This window comes from Streptomyces sp. CA-251387 (assembly GCF_050936625.1).
Lineage (GTDB): Bacteria > Actinomycetota > Actinomycetes > Streptomycetales > Streptomycetaceae > Streptomyces.
The window spans coordinates 4,564,712-4,581,700 of sequence record NZ_JBNJMJ010000001.1 but is presented as its reverse complement, the minus strand read 5'-3'; the positions used below and the strand labels follow the sequence as shown (position 1 = coordinate 4,581,700).

14 protein-coding genes, 1 tRNA gene and 1 other RNA gene are annotated in these 16,989 nt (G+C 70.9%); 6 read left to right on the top strand and 10 right to left on the bottom strand.

Translation table 11 applies throughout. The features are described 5' to 3' along the window. Positions 1–293: 293 nt before the first annotated feature. From ACQEV2_RS20445 to ACQEV2_RS20410, 8 genes are all read right to left on the bottom strand, one after another. Positions 294–845, bottom strand: coding sequence for a Pycsar system effector family protein (locus ACQEV2_RS20445; protein ID WP_433043260.1), 552 nt, complete (start codon positions 843–845; stop codon positions 294–296). Further along, positions 842–2,593, bottom strand: coding sequence for a hypothetical protein (locus tag ACQEV2_RS20440; RefSeq protein WP_433043258.1), 1,752 nt, complete (start codon positions 2,591–2,593; stop codon positions 842–844). Before ACQEV2_RS20440 ends, ACQEV2_RS20445 begins: the two co-directional genes overlap by 4 nt. Continuing rightward, positions 2,586–5,150 carry a hypothetical protein gene (locus ACQEV2_RS20435; protein ID WP_433043255.1) on the bottom strand — a complete coding sequence of 855 codons (2,565 nt, stop codon included), beginning with the start codon at positions 5,148–5,150 and terminating at the stop codon, positions 2,586–2,588. Before ACQEV2_RS20435 ends, ACQEV2_RS20440 begins: the two co-directional genes overlap by 8 nt. Before the next feature lie 5 nt (positions 5,151–5,155). Beyond that, positions 5,156–6,034: a hypothetical protein gene (locus ACQEV2_RS20430; RefSeq protein ID WP_433043252.1), complete on the bottom strand. Its 879-nt coding sequence runs from the start codon at positions 6,032–6,034 to the stop codon at positions 5,156–5,158. Between the two features lie 234 nt (positions 6,035–6,268). Further along, complete coding sequence (locus ACQEV2_RS20425; protein WP_433043249.1) at positions 6,269–6,991, bottom strand: Crp/Fnr family transcriptional regulator; 723 nt, start codon at positions 6,989–6,991, stop codon at positions 6,269–6,271. Positions 6,992–7,383: 392 nt separating this feature from the next. Further along, positions 7,384–8,061, bottom strand: a complete 678-nt coding sequence (locus tag ACQEV2_RS20420; protein ID WP_433043246.1) for a hypothetical protein — start codon at positions 8,059–8,061, stop codon at positions 7,384–7,386. A gap of 70 nt (positions 8,062–8,131) precedes the next feature. Continuing rightward, a complete protein-coding gene (locus ACQEV2_RS20415; RefSeq protein ID WP_433043243.1) occupies positions 8,132–8,362 on the bottom strand; it encodes a hypothetical protein in 231 nt (76 codons plus the stop codon). A 41-nt stretch (positions 8,363–8,403) separates the two neighbouring features. Further along, on the bottom strand, positions 8,404–9,984 hold the full coding sequence (locus ACQEV2_RS20410) for an alpha/beta hydrolase (protein WP_433054613.1): 1,581 nt from the start codon (positions 9,982–9,984) through the stop codon (positions 8,404–8,406). Between the two features lie 325 nt (positions 9,985–10,309). Between ACQEV2_RS20410 and ACQEV2_RS20405 the strand changes: the two genes are divergently transcribed. The 5 genes from ACQEV2_RS20405 to ACQEV2_RS20385 are packed head-to-tail and all read left to right on the top strand — an operon-like array spanning position 10,310 to position 15,973. After that, a complete protein-coding gene (locus ACQEV2_RS20405) occupies positions 10,310–12,007 on the top strand; it encodes a stealth family protein (RefSeq protein ID WP_433043240.1) in 1,698 nt (565 codons plus the stop codon). A gap of 44 nt (positions 12,008–12,051) precedes the next feature. Further along, positions 12,052–13,890 (top strand): stealth family protein, encoded by a 1,839-nt coding sequence (locus ACQEV2_RS20400; protein ID WP_433043237.1) that lies wholly within the window; start codon positions 12,052–12,054, stop codon positions 13,888–13,890. Between the two features lie 60 nt (positions 13,891–13,950). Continuing rightward, positions 13,951–14,292, top strand: a complete 342-nt coding sequence (locus tag ACQEV2_RS20395) for a hypothetical protein (RefSeq protein WP_433043234.1) — start codon at positions 13,951–13,953, stop codon at positions 14,290–14,292. 5 nt (positions 14,293–14,297) lie between these two features. After that, complete coding sequence (locus ACQEV2_RS20390) at positions 14,298–15,641, top strand: hypothetical protein (protein WP_433043231.1); 1,344 nt, start codon at positions 14,298–14,300, stop codon at positions 15,639–15,641. After that, complete coding sequence (locus tag ACQEV2_RS20385; protein ID WP_433043228.1) at positions 15,638–15,973, top strand: hypothetical protein; 336 nt, start codon at positions 15,638–15,640, stop codon at positions 15,971–15,973. The genes ACQEV2_RS20390 and ACQEV2_RS20385 overlap by 4 nt, the downstream gene beginning before the upstream one ends. A 362-nt stretch (positions 15,974–16,335) precedes the next feature. On the opposite strand, the gene ACQEV2_RS20380 is transcribed toward ACQEV2_RS20385, so the two are convergent. Together ACQEV2_RS20380 and ACQEV2_RS20375 are read right to left on the bottom strand one after the other, a co-directional pair. Beyond that, entirely contained in the window at positions 16,336–16,557 is a 222-nt protein-coding gene (locus ACQEV2_RS20380; RefSeq protein WP_433043225.1) for a CarD family transcriptional regulator, read from the bottom strand. Positions 16,558–16,705: 148 nt separating this feature from the next. Next, positions 16,706–16,790 (bottom strand) — tRNA-Ser (locus ACQEV2_RS20375). Between the two features lie 72 nt (positions 16,791–16,862). Between ACQEV2_RS20375 and ffs the strand changes: the two genes are divergently transcribed. Further along, positions 16,863–16,961: signal recognition particle sRNA small type (gene ffs / locus ACQEV2_RS20370), an RNA gene on the top strand. Positions 16,962–16,989: the final 28 nt, after the last annotated feature.

Below are 16,989 nucleotides of genomic sequence, written 5' to 3'. Positions count from 1 at the left end.
TCTTCGAATGCGTGCTCGAGGTTGGTGCTTGAGGCTCTGGTGCGTCGTGCTGAGGTGCTGCGTGCGTCGTGCTGAGGTGCTGCGTGCGTCGTGCTGAGGTGCTGCGTGTGTCGTGCTGAGGTGCTTGGTGCGTTGCCGTGACGGCTTGGTGCGTTGTGCCGAGGTGCTTGGTTCGTCGTGCGACGCGTACGTGGGGACGCGTCTGTGTCGTGTCTGGTGCGCGAAGGTGCGGTGTGCGGTGATGCGTTGGCGTGTGCGCGGTGGTACGCCGGTGTTGCGTGCGCCGTCGGGGATCAGCCCGCTGTCAGCCCCCAGACCACGGCCAGTGCCGCCGACGGGGCGAGCGAGCCCACGCCCCAGCGGATGGCCCGGTACTTGGCGGACAGGATCGAGCTGACGTCCACGGCCTGGACGAGCAGCCACCGGGCGGGATCACGCCCGGCCTCGACGACCCGGGCGGTCAGCCCCGCGAGGTCGTGGGGAGCCACCAGATCGCCGAAGTACGTCACCCCGTCCCCGGCGCGGACCGTGCCGGTGCGCGGCATCAGCGCCGCGACCAGCGCGGCCACCGCGACGCCCCAGAGCACGCCGGAGAGGACCAGCGTCACGTCGGCGAAGCCGTCCCACCCGGGAGTGCCGCGCCACCCGGCCAGGAACGCGGGCAGCGCGAGCGTCCCCGACAGCAGGACGGCCGCCTTGGAGTCGGCCCGGCCGAGGTCCTCCCGGACGGTGGCCAGCAGCCGCTCGGCGATGCGCTCCCCCGCCCGGTCGTGGCAGTGCCGACCCCCGTCCGGCACAGGCCCGACCGGGTCGGGGGAGGTCCGTGCCGCGCCCTCGGCGGTCATCGGTCCTCTTCCGCCCAGGACCATCCGTCGTCCGCGGCACGTCTGCGGCGGCGCGGCCGTCCCCGGTCGAGGTCGTCGTCCGGGTGGTACGGCTCGGGCCGGTAGGTGCGGGGACGGTCGGCGGCGCGCGGGTCGTAGTCGTCGGGGTCCGGGCCCGGGGGGAGCTCCGGCCGCGAGGGCCGGCGCCGGGCTCGGGCACCCTGATCGTCGTAGTCGCCGTCGTCGTCCGGGTGGTACGGCTCCGTTCGGTAGGTGCGGGAACGGTTGTCGCGGGCGCGTGGGTCGTCGTGGTCGGGGTCCGGGCTCGTGGGGTACGGCTCCGGGCGGTACGCCCGGTGGCGGTCGTCGCGGGCGCGTGGGTCGTCGTGGTCGGGGTCCGGGCCCGAGGGGTACGGCTCCGGCCGGTAGGTCTGCCGGCGTGTGCGGGAGCGCGGTTCGTCGTCCTCGGCGCCCGCGCCCGGGTAGGGCTCCGTGCGGTAGGTGCGCTGCCGGGACGGGACGCGCGGCTCGTCGTAGTCGGCCTCGTCTCGCGGGTAGGAGGGCTCGGGCCGGTCGGCTCGGCGCCGGGCCGGGGTGCGCTGGTCGTCGTGGTCGCGGTCGTCCGCCGGATAGGGCTGCGGACGGTGGCCGCGGCGCCGGGCGGGGGTGGCCGGGTCGGCGTAGTCGGTCCGGTCCCCCGGGTACGGCTCGTGACGGTCGGGGCCCTCTCCGGCGTACGGCTCGCGTCGGCCGGGCCCCGCTCGGTCGGGCTCAGGTCGGTGGGAGCGGCGTCGGGGCGGTTCGTCCGACACCCAGTCCGGGGTGAACCGCCCGTCCGTGGACGGCTCCAGCTGCCGGGGCTCCCGGCGGGGCGGGAGCGATCCGATGGGGCCCTGGATGGGGCGGCGCCCGCTCGGGTTGAGGAGGTTCAGGATCTGTGTCTGGACGTCGACGGTCGAGAGTTCGCCGCTGATCGCCATGGTGTAGAGCCGGGCGACCCGCTCCCTCTCGTCCTCCCTCCCCTCCTGGCGGATCTTCTCCAGGAAGTCCTTGGCCCCCTCGGGGTCGGCCGCCAGCATGAAGCTGAGCTGCTCCAGGTCCCCGCCCTGCAGCATGCGCCGGTACTCCACCTGACGCTGCCGGGTCACCTCGGCCTCGGCCGCCACGTCCCGCTTCTTCTTGGCGTGCGCGATGGCGTCGTCGTCCACGCCCAGACGGACGTACAGCCGTACCCGCAGGCCGAGTTCGGCCCCCAGATCGCTCCAGCGACCGCCGGCGCACTCGCGCGTGATGACCCGGTTGGCCTGTTCGGCGTCGGTCACCCGGTAGGACAGGGTGACCTCGCGCAGCCGCTCCAGGATCGGGGCGGTGAGCCGCTTGGCGACGTCCTTCACGGCCTGGACGGCGACCATGTGCGGATCGGTCACCTCCCACTCGATGTCCACCTCGGCCTTGAAGAAGGAGGTGCCGCCGGCGGCCGGCAGGTCGATTCGCAGGGGTGTCACGAGGGTGCCGACCGCGATCTCGCAGACGGTGTACGGCCGGGCCAACATCGGCTTGTCGACGTGCCGGACGCCGAAGGCGGTGACCACGCTGTAGCCGCCGTTCCGGTAGAACACCACCGAGGTCTTCTGGGCGCTCACCGTGGGCAGCCCGCCCGTCGGTGCGTACTCCCGCAGGAACGGGCCCTTGGGGCCGGTGTCGGCGGTGGCCCGTTTCGCCTGGAGCCGCTGCTTCGCCTGGGCCCTCGCGTCCTCGTTGTCAGCCATGCCTCTCCTCCTGGCGGGTCCGCTCCGACGCGGGGACGGCGAGGAACCACAGCTCGCGCGCCTTCGGTTCGGGGAGCGGCTTCTCCGGGTCGTTCATCATTCGGCGCAGCAGCCAGTCCAGCTGCCGCCGGTCGTGCTCATCCGCCGCCAGCGCGGGCAGCAACTGAGCCAGCCCCCGCCGGGTCCACTCGCTGCCGTCCTTGCGCACGGCCGACCGCAGCAGCTCTTCCAGCGCCTCCATCGCGACGTCCCTCGACCGCGCCGTGTTCAGCGCGGTCCACATCAAGTCGGCCATCGGCTCGACGAGTTCGGGCCGGATCGCGGCCAGGGCGAGCGACAGCGGCCAGTCCCCGCGGTCCGACCACGGGGAGTCGCAGTCGTCCGCCAGGGAGTCCGGGTCCATCAGCAGCTCGTCCACCGTCGTCAGGGCGAGCCGCACGGTGGCCGCCAGACCCAGGTCCTGGTACGGCTCGCGCTTGTGGTGCGTCCACTCGGTCATCCGCGCCAGCACCTCGGCGGCGTCCGGCAGCACCAGCAGCCGTACGACGTTGTGGGAGGCGACCGAGACCAGTTCCCCCTCGTCCCGGACGCCGATCCGGGCCAGGGCGTCGAGGGTGGCGTCCATCGTGGCCGCGGCGTTGCCGTAGCCCAGCGCCCACGCCGCGGCCCAGCGCTGCGACGGGGTGCCCCGCTTGACCCAGTCGCCGATCAGCCTGTGCACGGCCTTGCGGTGCGAGGCGTGACCGGCCGCCTGGTCCAGCGTGGTGGCCGCGAAGATCAGCCGGCGGTTCGTGGTGGACTCGGCGAGCGGCCGCACCAGCTCGGTGTAGCCGTGGTCGAAGTCCCGTACGCACAGCTCTCCGGCGGCCACCGCGGCGCGCATCCACACCTGGGAGCGCGGATCGTCCGCCAGCAGCCGCAGCCAGCGCACCACCGGCGCCCGGACCGGGAAGTGCCGGTCCCACAGCTCGGTCAGCACCGCCGACGGCAGGGCGGAACCCCGGTACCAGATCAGCCGGGCCGGGACGTCGTGCCCGGCCACCTCGACCTTGCCGTCGGTGAGTTCGGCGCGGGAGAGCGCCAGATCGGCTTCCGGGTCGTCGCAGAACAGCGGGCGGGCCGGGGTGTGGTCCGGGTCGGACTGGACCGACAGTTCCCAGGTCAGCAGGTGCGCGGCGGAGGCCACGGCGCTGTGCGAGGCCCCGCCCAGCACGGCGAGCGCGATCCGGAACGCCACCGGGTGGAACAGCGTCGCCGTCCCCGACCGCGCCGCGCTCCGGTCCGCCCGCTCCGCCTCGGCCGGGGGCGCGGTCAGCGCCCGGTCCACACCGGCGAACCACTCCTGGGCCTGCTCGGCGGCGATGCTGCGGCAGCCGGACAGCAACTCCTCGTGGGAGACGTCCCCCAGCACATGCCCGGCCAGCAGCGACGCCAGCAACTCGGCCTCGGCGGGCCGCAGATCCTTCAGCCCGACCGCGTCATTGACCTCCGCCCGGGCCGCCAGGTCCTCCGCGCGGGCCAGCAGGTCGTCCAGGGGAGTGTCGAGCGCCGGGGCCTCGGCGGCCCGCTCCTCCAGCCGCTCGCGTAACCGGGTGGCCAGCAGTTCGTCGGTGGGCGCGGGCGGGCAGAGCATGCCGTACCGCCCGGTCAGCAGCGGGTTCGCCGCCGACCCCACGGCGACGACGATCACCGCGAAGGCCTCGCGGCGGGCCAGGGCCGCGGCGAGCTCGTCGAGGTCCATCTCGTCCGGGGGCAGGGCACCGGGCCGGTCGAGGGACAGCTCCAGCAGATGACCCGTGCCGCGCCAGGCGTCCCCGCCCTCACGGTCCAGCGTCTCGGCCAACTGCCGGATCCCGCCGTCCGAATCCACCCGCCGGATGCGGGCGACGGGCTCCGCGTCCGTGTCGTCCGCCGTGGAGGTCGTGACCTCGTCGAGGAGCGAGAGCGCGGTACTCGTACGTCCCGTGCCGGGCGCGGCACCGAGCACGAGCAGCCGCCGGGAGCGCAGCGCGGTGCGCAGCCGTACGTACCCCTCCGGCTCCACATGCGCCCGGCGGAGCCTGCGCAGCTCCTCCTCGGGCACGGGGCCGCTGCGCATACCGGCACCCGGCCGGTGGGAGCCCAGCAGCAGGTTGAAGTTGTCGCCGATATGGGCGCTCTGGAGCCGGGAGTGGGCGAAGCTGATCAGATCCCGGCGGACGTCGAACAGCTGCCGGGTGGCCCGGCGCGTCCGCGCGGCGGCGGCGAGATCGGTGGGCCCTTCCTCGCCCTGGTCGTCGGCGAGGGGGTCACGGGTGCGCTCCTTGAACCGCCCGGCGGCGCGCTCCCGTTCCTTCTCCTTCTCCGCCTCCTCGTCCTCCGCGGACTTCTCGTCGTCGGACCGGCCGTCGTCGTCCCGGTCCTGCTTCTTGTCGTCGCCGGCCTTCCCGTCGCCGGCCTTCCCGTCGCCGGCCTTCCCGTCGTCCCCGGCCTTCTTGCCGTCGTCGGACGACCGTCCCGCGCCGGGCTGCTCGGGGGCGTCGTCGGCCGCGCCGCCCGCCTGCTCGTCGTCGCTCACCCGCCTCAGCCCTTCCGCTGCTCGGTGCCGTGGTGGTCGGTGGTGCCGTGGTTGGTGGTGCCGCCGCCCATCTGTACGTTTCCGTGGAAGACGGAGCCGTCGTTATGGAACGCGTCGCGGCTGACGTTTTGATGAATGGCGACGCGGCCGGGCCGATGGCCGGACATGTCCACGACCTCGAACTCGTCCTCATCGGTGTCGTCGATGCCGTCGAGCTCGTCGTCGACGGCGGGCAGGGGAGCGGCGGCAGGCGACGGCGCCGGCGATGCCGGTGCGGCACCCTCGGGGATCTCCGGCGCGGGCCGCCCGGGCAGGTGGAACCAGGCGGTGACCTCGCCCTCCTTGAGCCGCAGCCGGGCCGGCGCGTAGTGCGCGGGCTCGATGAACTTGCCGCCGGCGCCGACCACGTCCTCGTACAGGGACTGGGAGGTCACCAGCACGAGGTCGGCCTTCTCGGCGTCGAGGAGCTGCCGGGCGACGGGAGAGTCGGCCAGCCGGCAGGCGAGATCGACGGCGCGTCCGCTGATGCCCCGGTCGTCGTGCCGGACCGGGCCGACGTGCATGCCGACGCGCAGCCCGAGGGGGACCGCCAGGTCACGGTTCTCGTCCCGCAGCTTCTCGTGCACCTCGACCATCCACAGGCCGAGCAGCCGGCTCACCGCGATCCGGCCCGCCACCGACAGCAGCACGCCGTCGCCGCGGTCCTCCATGTGCACGGCGTCCCGGGCCACCTTGGCGTGGGTGAAGGCCGTCTCCAGCACCCGGTAGATCCGGGCGCGCATGCGCGGCTTGTCGACGTCGTCGTACTCGCCGGAACGTCTGGCGTCGACGCTGATCACCAACTCGTAGTGCGCCTCGGTGAGTTCCAGAGCGTCGTGGTTCACCCGTGCCCCCTGCGTGTTCTGTTCGCTTGCCGAAGAGGTGGTTCGTGCTGCTCGAAGAGGTGGTTGTCCTGCTCGAGGAGGTGTGGTTCTGCCCGAAGAGCCGGGCCGCGAGTGGCCCCGGAAATGTCCGTGCGGTCCTCGGGAGGGGTCCCGTCCGTCCCCTCAGGGTCGGGCCCGGGACAAGAGGCGTCTGTAGCCGTTTACACACGGCGAGGCGTGGGTCTGCTCCTGGGGCTACTCCTCGTGACCGTCCGCGAGGAGGGCGAGCAACGCGGGGTCGAGGATCTCCACCATCCGGTTGCCGGTGCGCACGATGTTCTGGGTGCGCAGCAGGCGCAGGGCCTTGGCGACGGCTTCGCGGGTGGCCCCGATCGTGGCGGCCAGTTCGTCCTGGGCCAGGTGGACGACGGGGCCGGAGGCGGCGGGGCCGTTCGAGGGGCTCGCCGCGGACGGGGCGTAGGGGCCGGAGGGCTCGGCTCCCGACAGTTCGGTGAGCCGGCCGGCCAGGCGCTGCAGCACGGTGAGCGAGGCGAGCGCGGACCGCTCCTGGTCGGCGCTGCGCAGCCGGGAGGTGAGCTGACGTATCACCAGACCGCTGACGCGGGGGTGCAGGGCGAGAAAACGACGAAACGCATCCCCGGATATGACCTGGGCCTCTATGGGACCGAGGGCGCGCACGGTGGCGCTGCGGGGATGCGGATCCAGCGCGGCCATCTCACCGAGCAGTTCGCCCGGGCCGCGCAGGCCGAGTATCAGCCGGGTGGCCCCACGGTCCGTCGCCACGGACACGGTCACCCACCCCCGAATGATGATCACGACATGACTGGACCGGTCACCTTCTGTGAGGAGATGGGCGTCGGCCGGGTAGCTCTTCCGGTTGCCGAGCGCCATGACGCTCTCGTGCTCCTGGGGAGTCAACGTGTGCGCGAACGCCCGCTCATTTCCGAGCAGCCCCATGGCCGGCCCCCCGCCGCAGTCCGGACGCCTGGATTTTCGATGGAGGTTGATGGTGGCAGGGCAAAGTTCCGGGCCGAGCGGATTGCGCCATACCAGGGGTACTGGCCGGTAGTTGCGGAATGCCAGGTTGGTCGCCCTGTCGCCGCGCGCCCCCCTCGCGCTCCGGCCACCGGCACACACCACGGGCCGGGCCCGCCCCACCCGCGCCCGAAGGGACGACCGTGAGGTCAGACCCGGCACTCGAACAAGGGGTCGTATCGACGCCGGAATTCGGTCAGCCGGCGGGGAGTTGGCGGAAACTCGGGTTTGAGCCGTGACAGTGGTGATGGAGGGGTGGTGGGGAGGTCAGAGGGCGGTGAGCCCGGTGGTACGAGTACGAAGAGTAGTCCCGCTCAGTGGCCGTAGGGCGGCTCGAAGCACCCCGTCTCCGGGTACGGGCCGTTGGTCCGCACCTCGAAGTTGGACTTCTGCACGAACGCCGACACGCAGGCGTCGGTATGGACGTGCAGGGCGACCAGCGCGCCCTCGGGCGTCACATAGCCGTCGCCCTCGTAGCGCGCGAACATCTCCCGGACGGTGAGCGTCCCGCCGAGCCGCTTGCCGTCCTGCGTGACCCGTTCCTCCTCGTAGCCGAGCCGGAGCAGGGCCGCGCGCACCGCCGACGGATCCCACTTGTGCTGCTTCCACAGCCGTTCGAGCACCGGCCTGATACGCGCGGCCTCCCGCTCGGCGTCCCTCGCATGAGCGGGGGACATGTCGCCGGACTGCCGGTAGGCGTTGTTCTCGTTGTAGTGCGGGGCGCCATCACCGGCCCCCGGCTCCACGTACGGGGAGGCCCCCGCAGCACTGGCGCTGGCACTGGCGCTGGCCTTGGCACTGGAGCCGACACCGGCACCGACATCTGCGCCCACACCGGCATCCGCGCCGACACCGGCCGAAGCGCTCGGCGTCGCTCCGGCCACCGAACCCGGGGCGCGCACCTCACCGCAGGCGGTGAGGGTCAAGCCGGCGACCAGGACGAGGGTGGCACCGGCAACAGACCTGTGGCGTGCTGATGTTGAGGGGGGCATGGGGCGAGTCTCCCATTCGGCCCGACCGCCCGGATGGGCTGTTGCGCGGGTGAGAACTGAGTACCCGTACTCACGACGGGGTGACCTGGGCCGGCTCGTCCGTCGACTTCTTCGGCTTGTCGGGGTAGATCAGCCGGACGCCTCCGTGGATCGCCCCGTAACAGCTCAGCAAGAGGGCGAAGCGTGCGAGCCTCGCACCGCCCTCCCAGTCGGCCGCGGGCCCGAAGAACAACCAGGTCGCGAGGGCCATCGCCGCGATCACCGTCATCAGGCCCGTCAGCCGACGCACCACATACCCCATTCTCTACGATCTCCGTACAAACCGCCGTTCACCTTGCGGGTTCAGAAACGGCTGACCATCCCCGGGACACCCTGTGCCGTCGGAAGCGGCAGCGGGTCGCCGCTGCGCTCGCCCGCCGCCGGCGCGGCCTGGCAGGTCATGTCCGCGGCCGGGAGCCTGCCGGTGGTCAGGTAGGCGGTGGCCGTCTTGTCCGCGCAGGACTTGGAGCCGTAGATGCCGTGTCCGACGCCTCCGAGGACGGTGACCATCTTCGAGCCCTTCATGACCCGGTGCAGGCCCTGGCCGCTGGTCAACGGCGTCTGGGGATCCCACTCGTTCTGCAGGATCAGCGCGCCGACCTTGTTGTCGACCTTCGTGGCGGCCTCGCCGCCGTTCTTCTTCCAGAACGCGCACGGCTTGATGTTGGACGCGAAGTCGCCGTACAGCGGGTACGTGCCCTTGTCCCGGATCGCGTCGGCGCGGTACTGCTCGGGATCGCGCGGCCAGTTGCGGGTGTCGGCGCAGACGACGGTCCAGAAGGCGGCGTCGCCGTTGTCCTCGGGCGGCGCGGCACGGCCGAACGACGGCGGCACGGGCGTGGGCGTCCTCGTCTCCCCGCCACCGGACCGGGCCCGGCCCTCGGCGGCCCGCTTCAGCTGGACGACCCACTCGGCGGCGTCGCGCACGCTGAAGAAGATGCCCCGGCCGCTGGAGCGGATGTCGTCGCCGGTCAGCTTGGACCCGTCGAGGTCGATCGGCTTGCGGTCGGCCCGGGCGACCAGGTCGTAGAAGGTCTTGCGGACCGCCTCGGGAGTCTGCCCCAGCTTGTACGTGGCGTTGCGCTCGGCGGTCCACTCGGTCCACCTGGTGAAGGCGGGCTCGCCGCCCTCCGCCCAGACCTGGATCATGCCGCGCCAGATCCGGGCCGGGTCGACAGCGCTGTCCAGCACGAAGCGGTCGGTGCGCTGGGGGAACATCTGGGTGTAGACCGCGCCGAGGTAGGTGCCGTACGAGTAGCCCAGGTAGGAGATCTTCCTCTCGCCGAGCACGGCACGGAGGACGTCCATGTCCCGGGCGGTGTTGCGGGTGGTGATGTGCCGCAGCTTGTCGCCCTGCTTGGCGTAGCACTTGTCGGCGACGGTCCGGGCCCACTTCACGTCCTTGGCGAACGTCTCGGGCTTGTACGGCCGTTCCCAGTTCGCTTCCCCGGCCGTCATGCCGCAGCCGACGGGAGAACTCTGGCCGACGCCTCGCGGGTCGAAGCCCACGAGGTCGTACGTGCGCTTCACGGACTTCGGCAGTTCGCTCGCCAGCAGCTGCGGCAGGTCGACGCCCGTACCGCCCGGGCCACCCGGGTTGAGCAGGAGCACACCGCGGCGCTCGCTCGGGACGCTCGTCCTGAGCCTCGATATCGCGAGGTCGATCTTCTTGCCGTCCGGGCGGCTGTAGTTGAGCGGCACCTTGATCGTGGCGCACTGGAAGGCCGCCGGCATCTCTCGGTCACAGCGGTGCCAGGCCGGCTTCTGCTGAAGGTACTGGCTCAGGGGATTCTCCGCGGCGGAGGCCGAGGCCGGTGCGAGCGCGGGAACCAGTGTGGCGACGACACCGGCCGCCAGGAAGGGGGCTATTCGACTACTGCGCACGTGGGGGAGGTCCTTGTGGTCGGTGCGTATGGGACGCACCAACCCTCCCGTGCAAAAGAGTTGAGCGAATCCACCAGAGAGGCAAGATCTGTCCGACCGCGGATGGACGGACCGGCGTGCCGATGGTCCCGGAGTCGGACAACCACGACCGGCTTCCCGCCGTCTTACCCAAACCCGGCTCTTTACCACGCCGAACCATGTGCCGGATGTGCGTACAGCCCTTTGTTCGTTAATTCTCGGAGAACTCTTCTACAACCTTCTGTCCCATACGTCTGTCTCGTTATCGCAGGGATGTCCAAGGGGCTGGTGAAGAGGAGCTCAGAACGTGACCGTGCGTTCCTTTGCGCGGCGGATGCGACCGCGAGTCGAGCGGAAGGCCGCCGAACGGGTGTGGCAGCTGCGGACCATGCGGCGGCGCCGCAGGGCAGCGGTCACCGACCCGGTGCTCCGCCCGGTCGCGGTGCGCGGCCAGCAACTCTACGGACGGGTCGTGACCCGATTCAGCGCCGCGGAGGCGGCCGCCGCCAACCTCGGCCTGGTCGTGGCCGCCCTGGAGCGGGAGGGCATCCCCTACTTCCTGGTGCCGGCCGCGCGTACGCGCCACACCGTGGGCGTGAACGCCGTCGACCGGGAGCGTTTCCTCACCGCCCTCGAGACGCAGAACGAGGGCAAGGCGGTGTTCATCGGCAGACCGCTGCCCGGCGGACAGCTCAAGAACCCCGCCCTGTTCATGGACGGTGTCCTGCCGGCCGCTTTGCGCACGGCCCCCATCCTGCGGGTCGGCGAGAACCACCTCGGGCCTTCGGGCCAGCTGCTCGCCGGGCCGGAGCTCGCCTGTGACGTCGAGTTCTGGGAGGACGGGGCCCAGCTCCTCGCCTCCCACGACGGGCCCCGGCGACTGGCCAAGGTGCAGCCGCAGGCGTCCGAGGACATCTTCGCCGAGTCCCTCGTCGCGCCCCGCAACAACGGCATCACGGACGTACTGCCGGCGGCCGAGCAGAAGCCGGCCACGGTCCGGATCGGCGAACGGGAGCTGCCGACCTTCGCCGCGCTCACCCTGCCGACCGTGAACGACGTGACGTTCCCCGTCGACGTCGTCTACACCTGGGTGGACGGCGAGCAGCCGGAGATGCGCGCCAAGCGGGCCCGGTACCAGGGGCAGGGCATGGCCGAGATCCTGGACAAGGAGACCAACGCCTCCCGCTACACCAGCCATGACGAGCTGAAGTACTCGCTGCGCTCGCTCGCGATGTACGCCGACTTCGTCCGGCACATCTACCTCGTGACCGACGGCCAGAAGCCGCACTGGCTCGACGACGAGGCCCCCGGGATCACGGTCGTCGACCACCGCGACATCTTCCCGCCCGACGTCCTGCCCGTCTTCAACTCCCACGCCATCGAGACCCGGCTGCACCACATCCCCGGTCTGTCGGAGCACTACCTCTACTTCAACGACGACGTGTTCGTCGGCCGCCGGGTCACCCCGGAGCACTTCTTCCACGGCAGCGGCCTGATGAAGATCCCGGTGTCCCCGCTGAAGATAGGCGTCGGCAAGCCGCACGCCGAGGAGACGGCCACCAACTCCGCCAGCAAGAACGTCCGCCGCCTGCTGCTGGAGAGGTTCGGCCGGATGACGACGAACAACTTCATGCACACCCCGCTGCCACAGCAGCGAGAGACGCTGCAGGCGCTGGAGGAGCTCTTCCCCGAGGACATCCGCCGCACCACGGCGTCCCGCTTCCGCTCGCCGCAGGACATCGCCATGACGGCCCCGCTGCTCTACCAGTACACCCTGATGACCGGCCGAGGCGTGCCGGGGAAGTACAGCTTCCGCTACGTCAACATCAGCCGTCCGGACGCCGAAGCCCGCCTGCGCGATCTGCGCCGCAACCGCCGCTTCGACTTCTTCTGCCTCAACGACGTCGACGTACCGCCCGAGGAGCGCGAGCAGGTCGGCGTCCGCATGAACGAGTTCCTGGAGGACTACTTCCCCTTCCCGAGCCCCTTCGAGAAGCAGAAGTAACGGGGCTGGGGGGCATGGACATGGGGGGCATGGACATGTGGGGCATGAGCATCCGTCACCGCTTCGGACTGCCGGGGGGCATCCGGACGGCGGCCCGGGACGTTCTGGTGCGCCTGAGGCACTTTCTGCCGCACCTGCGGCTCGGGCTGACGGCCCGCCTGTGGGCGCTGCGCGCGACACGGTCCCGACGGCGCCTGCGGACCACCGTCCCCGGACTGCGCCGGATCACCTTCGGACCGATCCGTCTCTACGGTCGTACGGTCGCCGCCTACACCGCCACCGACGCCGCTGAAGCCGATCTCGAGCGGCTGTGCACCCTGCTGGAGGGGCTCGGTGTCCCGTACTTCCTGGTCCCCACCGGCCACGGGCACGGTGCGCCACGGCAGGTCATCGGCGTCGAGGAGACGTATCGCGACGCGGTCCTCGCCCGGGCCGCCCAGCGCTTCGCCGGCACCGCCGGATACGTCGGCGCGGTGGGCCCGGACGGCGCCGTGACGACCGCGGCACTGTGGGCCGACGGAAAGCTGCCGCGGGCGCTGCGACGGGCCGCGGTACTGCGCACCGGCGTGGTGCGCCTCGGCCCGGAAGGGCAGGTCCTCACCGGCCTGGAGACAGGCTGCGACATCGAGTTCTGGCGCCACGGCCGGGATCAGGGCACCGCCCCGGACCCCTCATGGCTCACCGTGCCCGGCAGCCGCCTGTCGCCGGACGTCTTCGGCCCGGCACTCGTCGCCCCGCGCCGCAACCCCGTGTCGGAAGTGCTCCCGGTGACGGCACAGCAGCCGGCCGCGGTCGCGGGCCGCCGCCGCAGCGTGCCGACGTTCGCCCCGTTCGCCGAACCGGGCATCGACGAGGTCCGCTTCCCCGTGGACGCCGTATACACCTGGGTCGACGGCGACGACCCGGCGATGGCCGCGAAGCGCCGCACCTATCAGGTGCTGTCCGACAACGTCATCGCCGAGCGCGAGACCGGCGCGTCCCGCTACACCAGCCACGACGAACTGAAGTACGCACTGCGCTCCCTGGAGATGTACGCCGGTTTCGTCCGGCACGTCTACCTCGTGACCGACTCCCAGCTCCCCGCCTGGCTGGACCCGGACGCGGAGGGCGTGACGGTGGTGGACCACCGGGACATCCTCCCGCCCGACGCCCTCCCCGTGTTCAACTCCCACGCGATAGAGAGCCGCCTGCACCACATCCCGGGCCTGTCGGAGCACTACCTCTACTTCAACGACGACGTCTTCATCAACCGCCCGGTACAGGCCGAGCACTTCTTCCACGGCAACGGAATAGCCCGCATCCCCCTCTCCCCCCTCAAACTCGGAGTCGGCGCCCCCCACCCCCTCGAACCGGCCCCGAACTCCGCCGGCAAGAACGCCCGCGAGGTCATCAGCCGCTTCCACGGCAGGCACATCGCCCACAAGTCACTGCACACCCCGCACCCCCAACTCCTGTCGGTCATGCGGGAGATGGAAGCCCTGGACATCGAGGAGCTGCAGCGGACCGCCTACTCCCGCTTCCGCTCCACCTCCGACGTCGCCCCGGCCTCCACACTCCACCACCACTGGGCGATCGCCACCGGCCGCGCCGTACCGTCGTCCGACTACCGCTTCCGCTACGTCCAACTCGGCACCCCGGACATGCACCGCCGCCTGTCCCGCCTCGCATCCGGCGACGACGTCGACTTCTTCTGCCTCAACGACGTGGACACGCCCCCGGAGACCAGACCGGCGGCCGAGGCCGCGATCCGGGCCTTCCTGGAACGCAAGTACCCGTTCCCGAGCCGCTTCGAGGGGGCGGGCCGGGGCATGGCGCGGCCGGTGACGCGGCTCGCGGCGGGGATACCGGCGCAGCCTGCCGGTCATGAGCGCAGCCGAGGATGACAGCTTGCATCCGCAACTGGCATGCTCACGGTCGCGATCACAGTCAACATCGGGGGAACGATGGCCACAGGCCCCGGAGGCTTCTCGGCACGCACCGAGTCCATCGACGGCAGTTCGCATCTCCTGAACGAGCTCGCCGGACTGCTGTACGCGGGGCGCATGGACGGGGAGAACGCCACGCAGTGCCGCGTACCGCGCTCGCACCCCGAAGTAGCCGAAGCGGTTGAGGACTTCGCCCGGTTCGCGCAGGACCAGTACGGCGACCTGGTGACCTTGCTGTCGGCCCTGTCGACGAAGCTCCAGTCGACGGGAAACGCCTATGTGAAGGCCGACGCCGACGCGCAGCGTGCGATGGACGACACCCTCGACCAAGGGCGTTACGTCGCGCCCGAGGAACGGTGAACGCCATGGCCTACCGCGCGGACGTGGAGTTCCTCGACCAGTCGAACCCACAGCTGATCGAACGGACCGCGGCCGAGTACGGCCGCCTGCACGCCCTCCTGGCCTCGTGCGACGACGACTTCCGCAAGGCCGGGAAGGTCGAGTGGGAGAGCGAACACCGGGAGCGCTACACCAGGCGGCTGAAGGAGGCACTCGACCTGGCGGAGCACCTCTCGGCAGCCTTCAGCCGCGTACGCACGGCGCTGGACACCTACGCCACGGCTGTCGAGCAGGCGAGAACACACTTCCAGAGCGGACAGACCACGGAAGACCGTCTGACCGAGGTGATGTCCCGGGAAGCCGAAGCGATCACTCCCACGGCGCGCGCCGCGGAACCCCTGCACCAGTGGGAAGACCTACGAGCCACGACCGGCTTCCTCGACTGGGCGGCGGAACTCACCGTCGACGTGGACGCGATCCGCGAAGAGGCCGAGCACTACTACAACGCCACCAAGAACCACTACGGCGACGCCGAGCGCGTGGAATCCGCGGCCCGAGAGGACTGCGTGCACGAGATACGGGCAGCCCTGCGCTCCCTGCCGGACTTCCGTGGCGGACAGGCCGACCACCCCACCCTGCTCGCAGGCGCCGTGGACGCGTTGCGCCACGAAGTGAGCGACGCGACCGCGAACCCGGTCACCCAGCTTCCCGGCACCGGCATGAAGACCGACTCGCTCTCCGGGGTGTCGAGCGAAACCCCGGTCTCACCGTCACTGCAGCGCATACGGGACAGACTCGCCCATCTGCCGGCCGCCCAGGACCACTACCTGTACCTGCCCTCCAACGACGACGCCGGCCGCCGCAAGTACATCTCGGGCAACAAGACGCTGATCAAGGATGCCGCCCACACTTCCGGACTGCCCCCGGAGATGCTGGCGGGCATCGCATGGCGGGAAGTCGAAGGCGACCCTTCCTGGATCGACGCCGCGGCCTACGGCGTCCGCCGCCACCTACCCGGCCTGGGAGAGGCGGACCAGACCTCCATGGGCCCACTCGCCATCCAGATACGCCGCTCCGCCGAAGTCCTCGGCTACGACCCGGAGAACCTCACCGGCGCACAGCGCGAAGAGGTCGTCAACGCGACCAAGGACCCGGGCCAGAACATCTACATCGCGGCGGAGTACCTCGCCCAACTGAAGGCCGAGAGCGAGTTCGCCGACGTGCCGCCGGAGCAGATGACCAGGGAACAGATGCAGGAGCTCGCGGCACGCTACAACGGTGGCCCGTACTACCGGAGCGATGACGCCCAGGCATACGGCCGCGTATTCGCCGAGAACGTGGACGAGGCGAAACGGGCACTGGAATCATGACGCCGCCACAGGCAACGCAAGCAACGGAAGCCACTCAGGCATCACGGGCCAAGGTCGTCGCATCCGCGGTCCTGCTGGTCATCGGCTGCCTGCCGGCGGGAGCCGCAACCGGTATCGCCTACCTGTCGAATCCACTCGGCCCCTGGGACCACCAGGCTTTCGACCACATCCGCCTGTTCGGCAAGCTCGGACTCACCTTCGCCCTGCTCACCGCACCGGTCGCTGCCTTGGCTGTCACCCGCCGCTGGCTACGGCCGTGGTGGATCGTGCCGTGTGTGCTGATCACGGCGGCTGCGTGGGCACGCCTGACGGTGCTCTTTCCAGCCCACTGACCGTGGGCGACCACTGTGTTGGGGGCGATGACGCCGTGCGGGACCGTTCACCTGTGTCCACGGGTGGTCCGCGACCAGGGGGCAGCCCGCGGGCAGCTGTCGCCCCCTCCGCTAAGCGGCCTTGGGCCGCGCCGAACGCCTGCCCGGCTCGGCCCCCTGGGCGTCCTCGAGCAGGAAGATCTCGTCTTCCCCGAAGTCCGGGGCTTGGAAGGGGTTGGTCGTCGGAGGCGGCGATGCCGCGGTGGAAGAGCGGGGTTGCTCTTCCGGAGCGGAGAACAGCGATGTGGGGTCGATGAGAGAGGTCTGCCTTTCGTTACAGGTCCCTGAAGGGGCCTGGCGTGCCGTGACCGGGCACAGCGGTCCTACAGCTTGGTCATCTTGGCGTACGGGCTCAAGATCCGCATCTGCGCCGAGCCGAAATCCACGAGCGCCGCGATTCCGTCCTCGATGCCGATCACGCGGCCGAGGCCGTACATGTCGTGTGTGACCTTGTCGCCCACGGCGAAGTGCTTGGGGGTCGGTATGACCGGGGCCTTGAAGGGGCTGGTGGGCAAGTGACGCTTCGGTGCAGCAGGCTTTGTCATTGCCCAACAGTATGCGCCCACGGGCGTCCCGTCCGCTGTGTCCGTCCACACAGCCCCGGACGGCGACCGGACGGCGACAGAGACGAACCACGACGAAGGCCCCGACCGGCGAGCGGTCGGGGCCTTCGTTTGCCCTGCTGGGCGGCTGCGGAGGATACGAGATTCGAACTCGTGAGGGGTTGCCCCCAACACGCTTTCCAAGCGTGCGCCCTAGGCCTCTAGGCGAATCCTCCGCCGGAAACATTACATGACCGAGAGGAGTGCTCGCGAACTCGTTCCCGCCCCCTGCCATCGGGTACTGTTTGGGCAGCCCCTCACGCGGCGCTATCTGACTGAACTCCCCCAGGGCCGGAAGGCAGCAAGGGTAGGTCGGCTCTGGCGGGTGCGTGGGGGGCGCTTGCATGCCCGCCCAGGGGGCCGGGATCCGGGTCT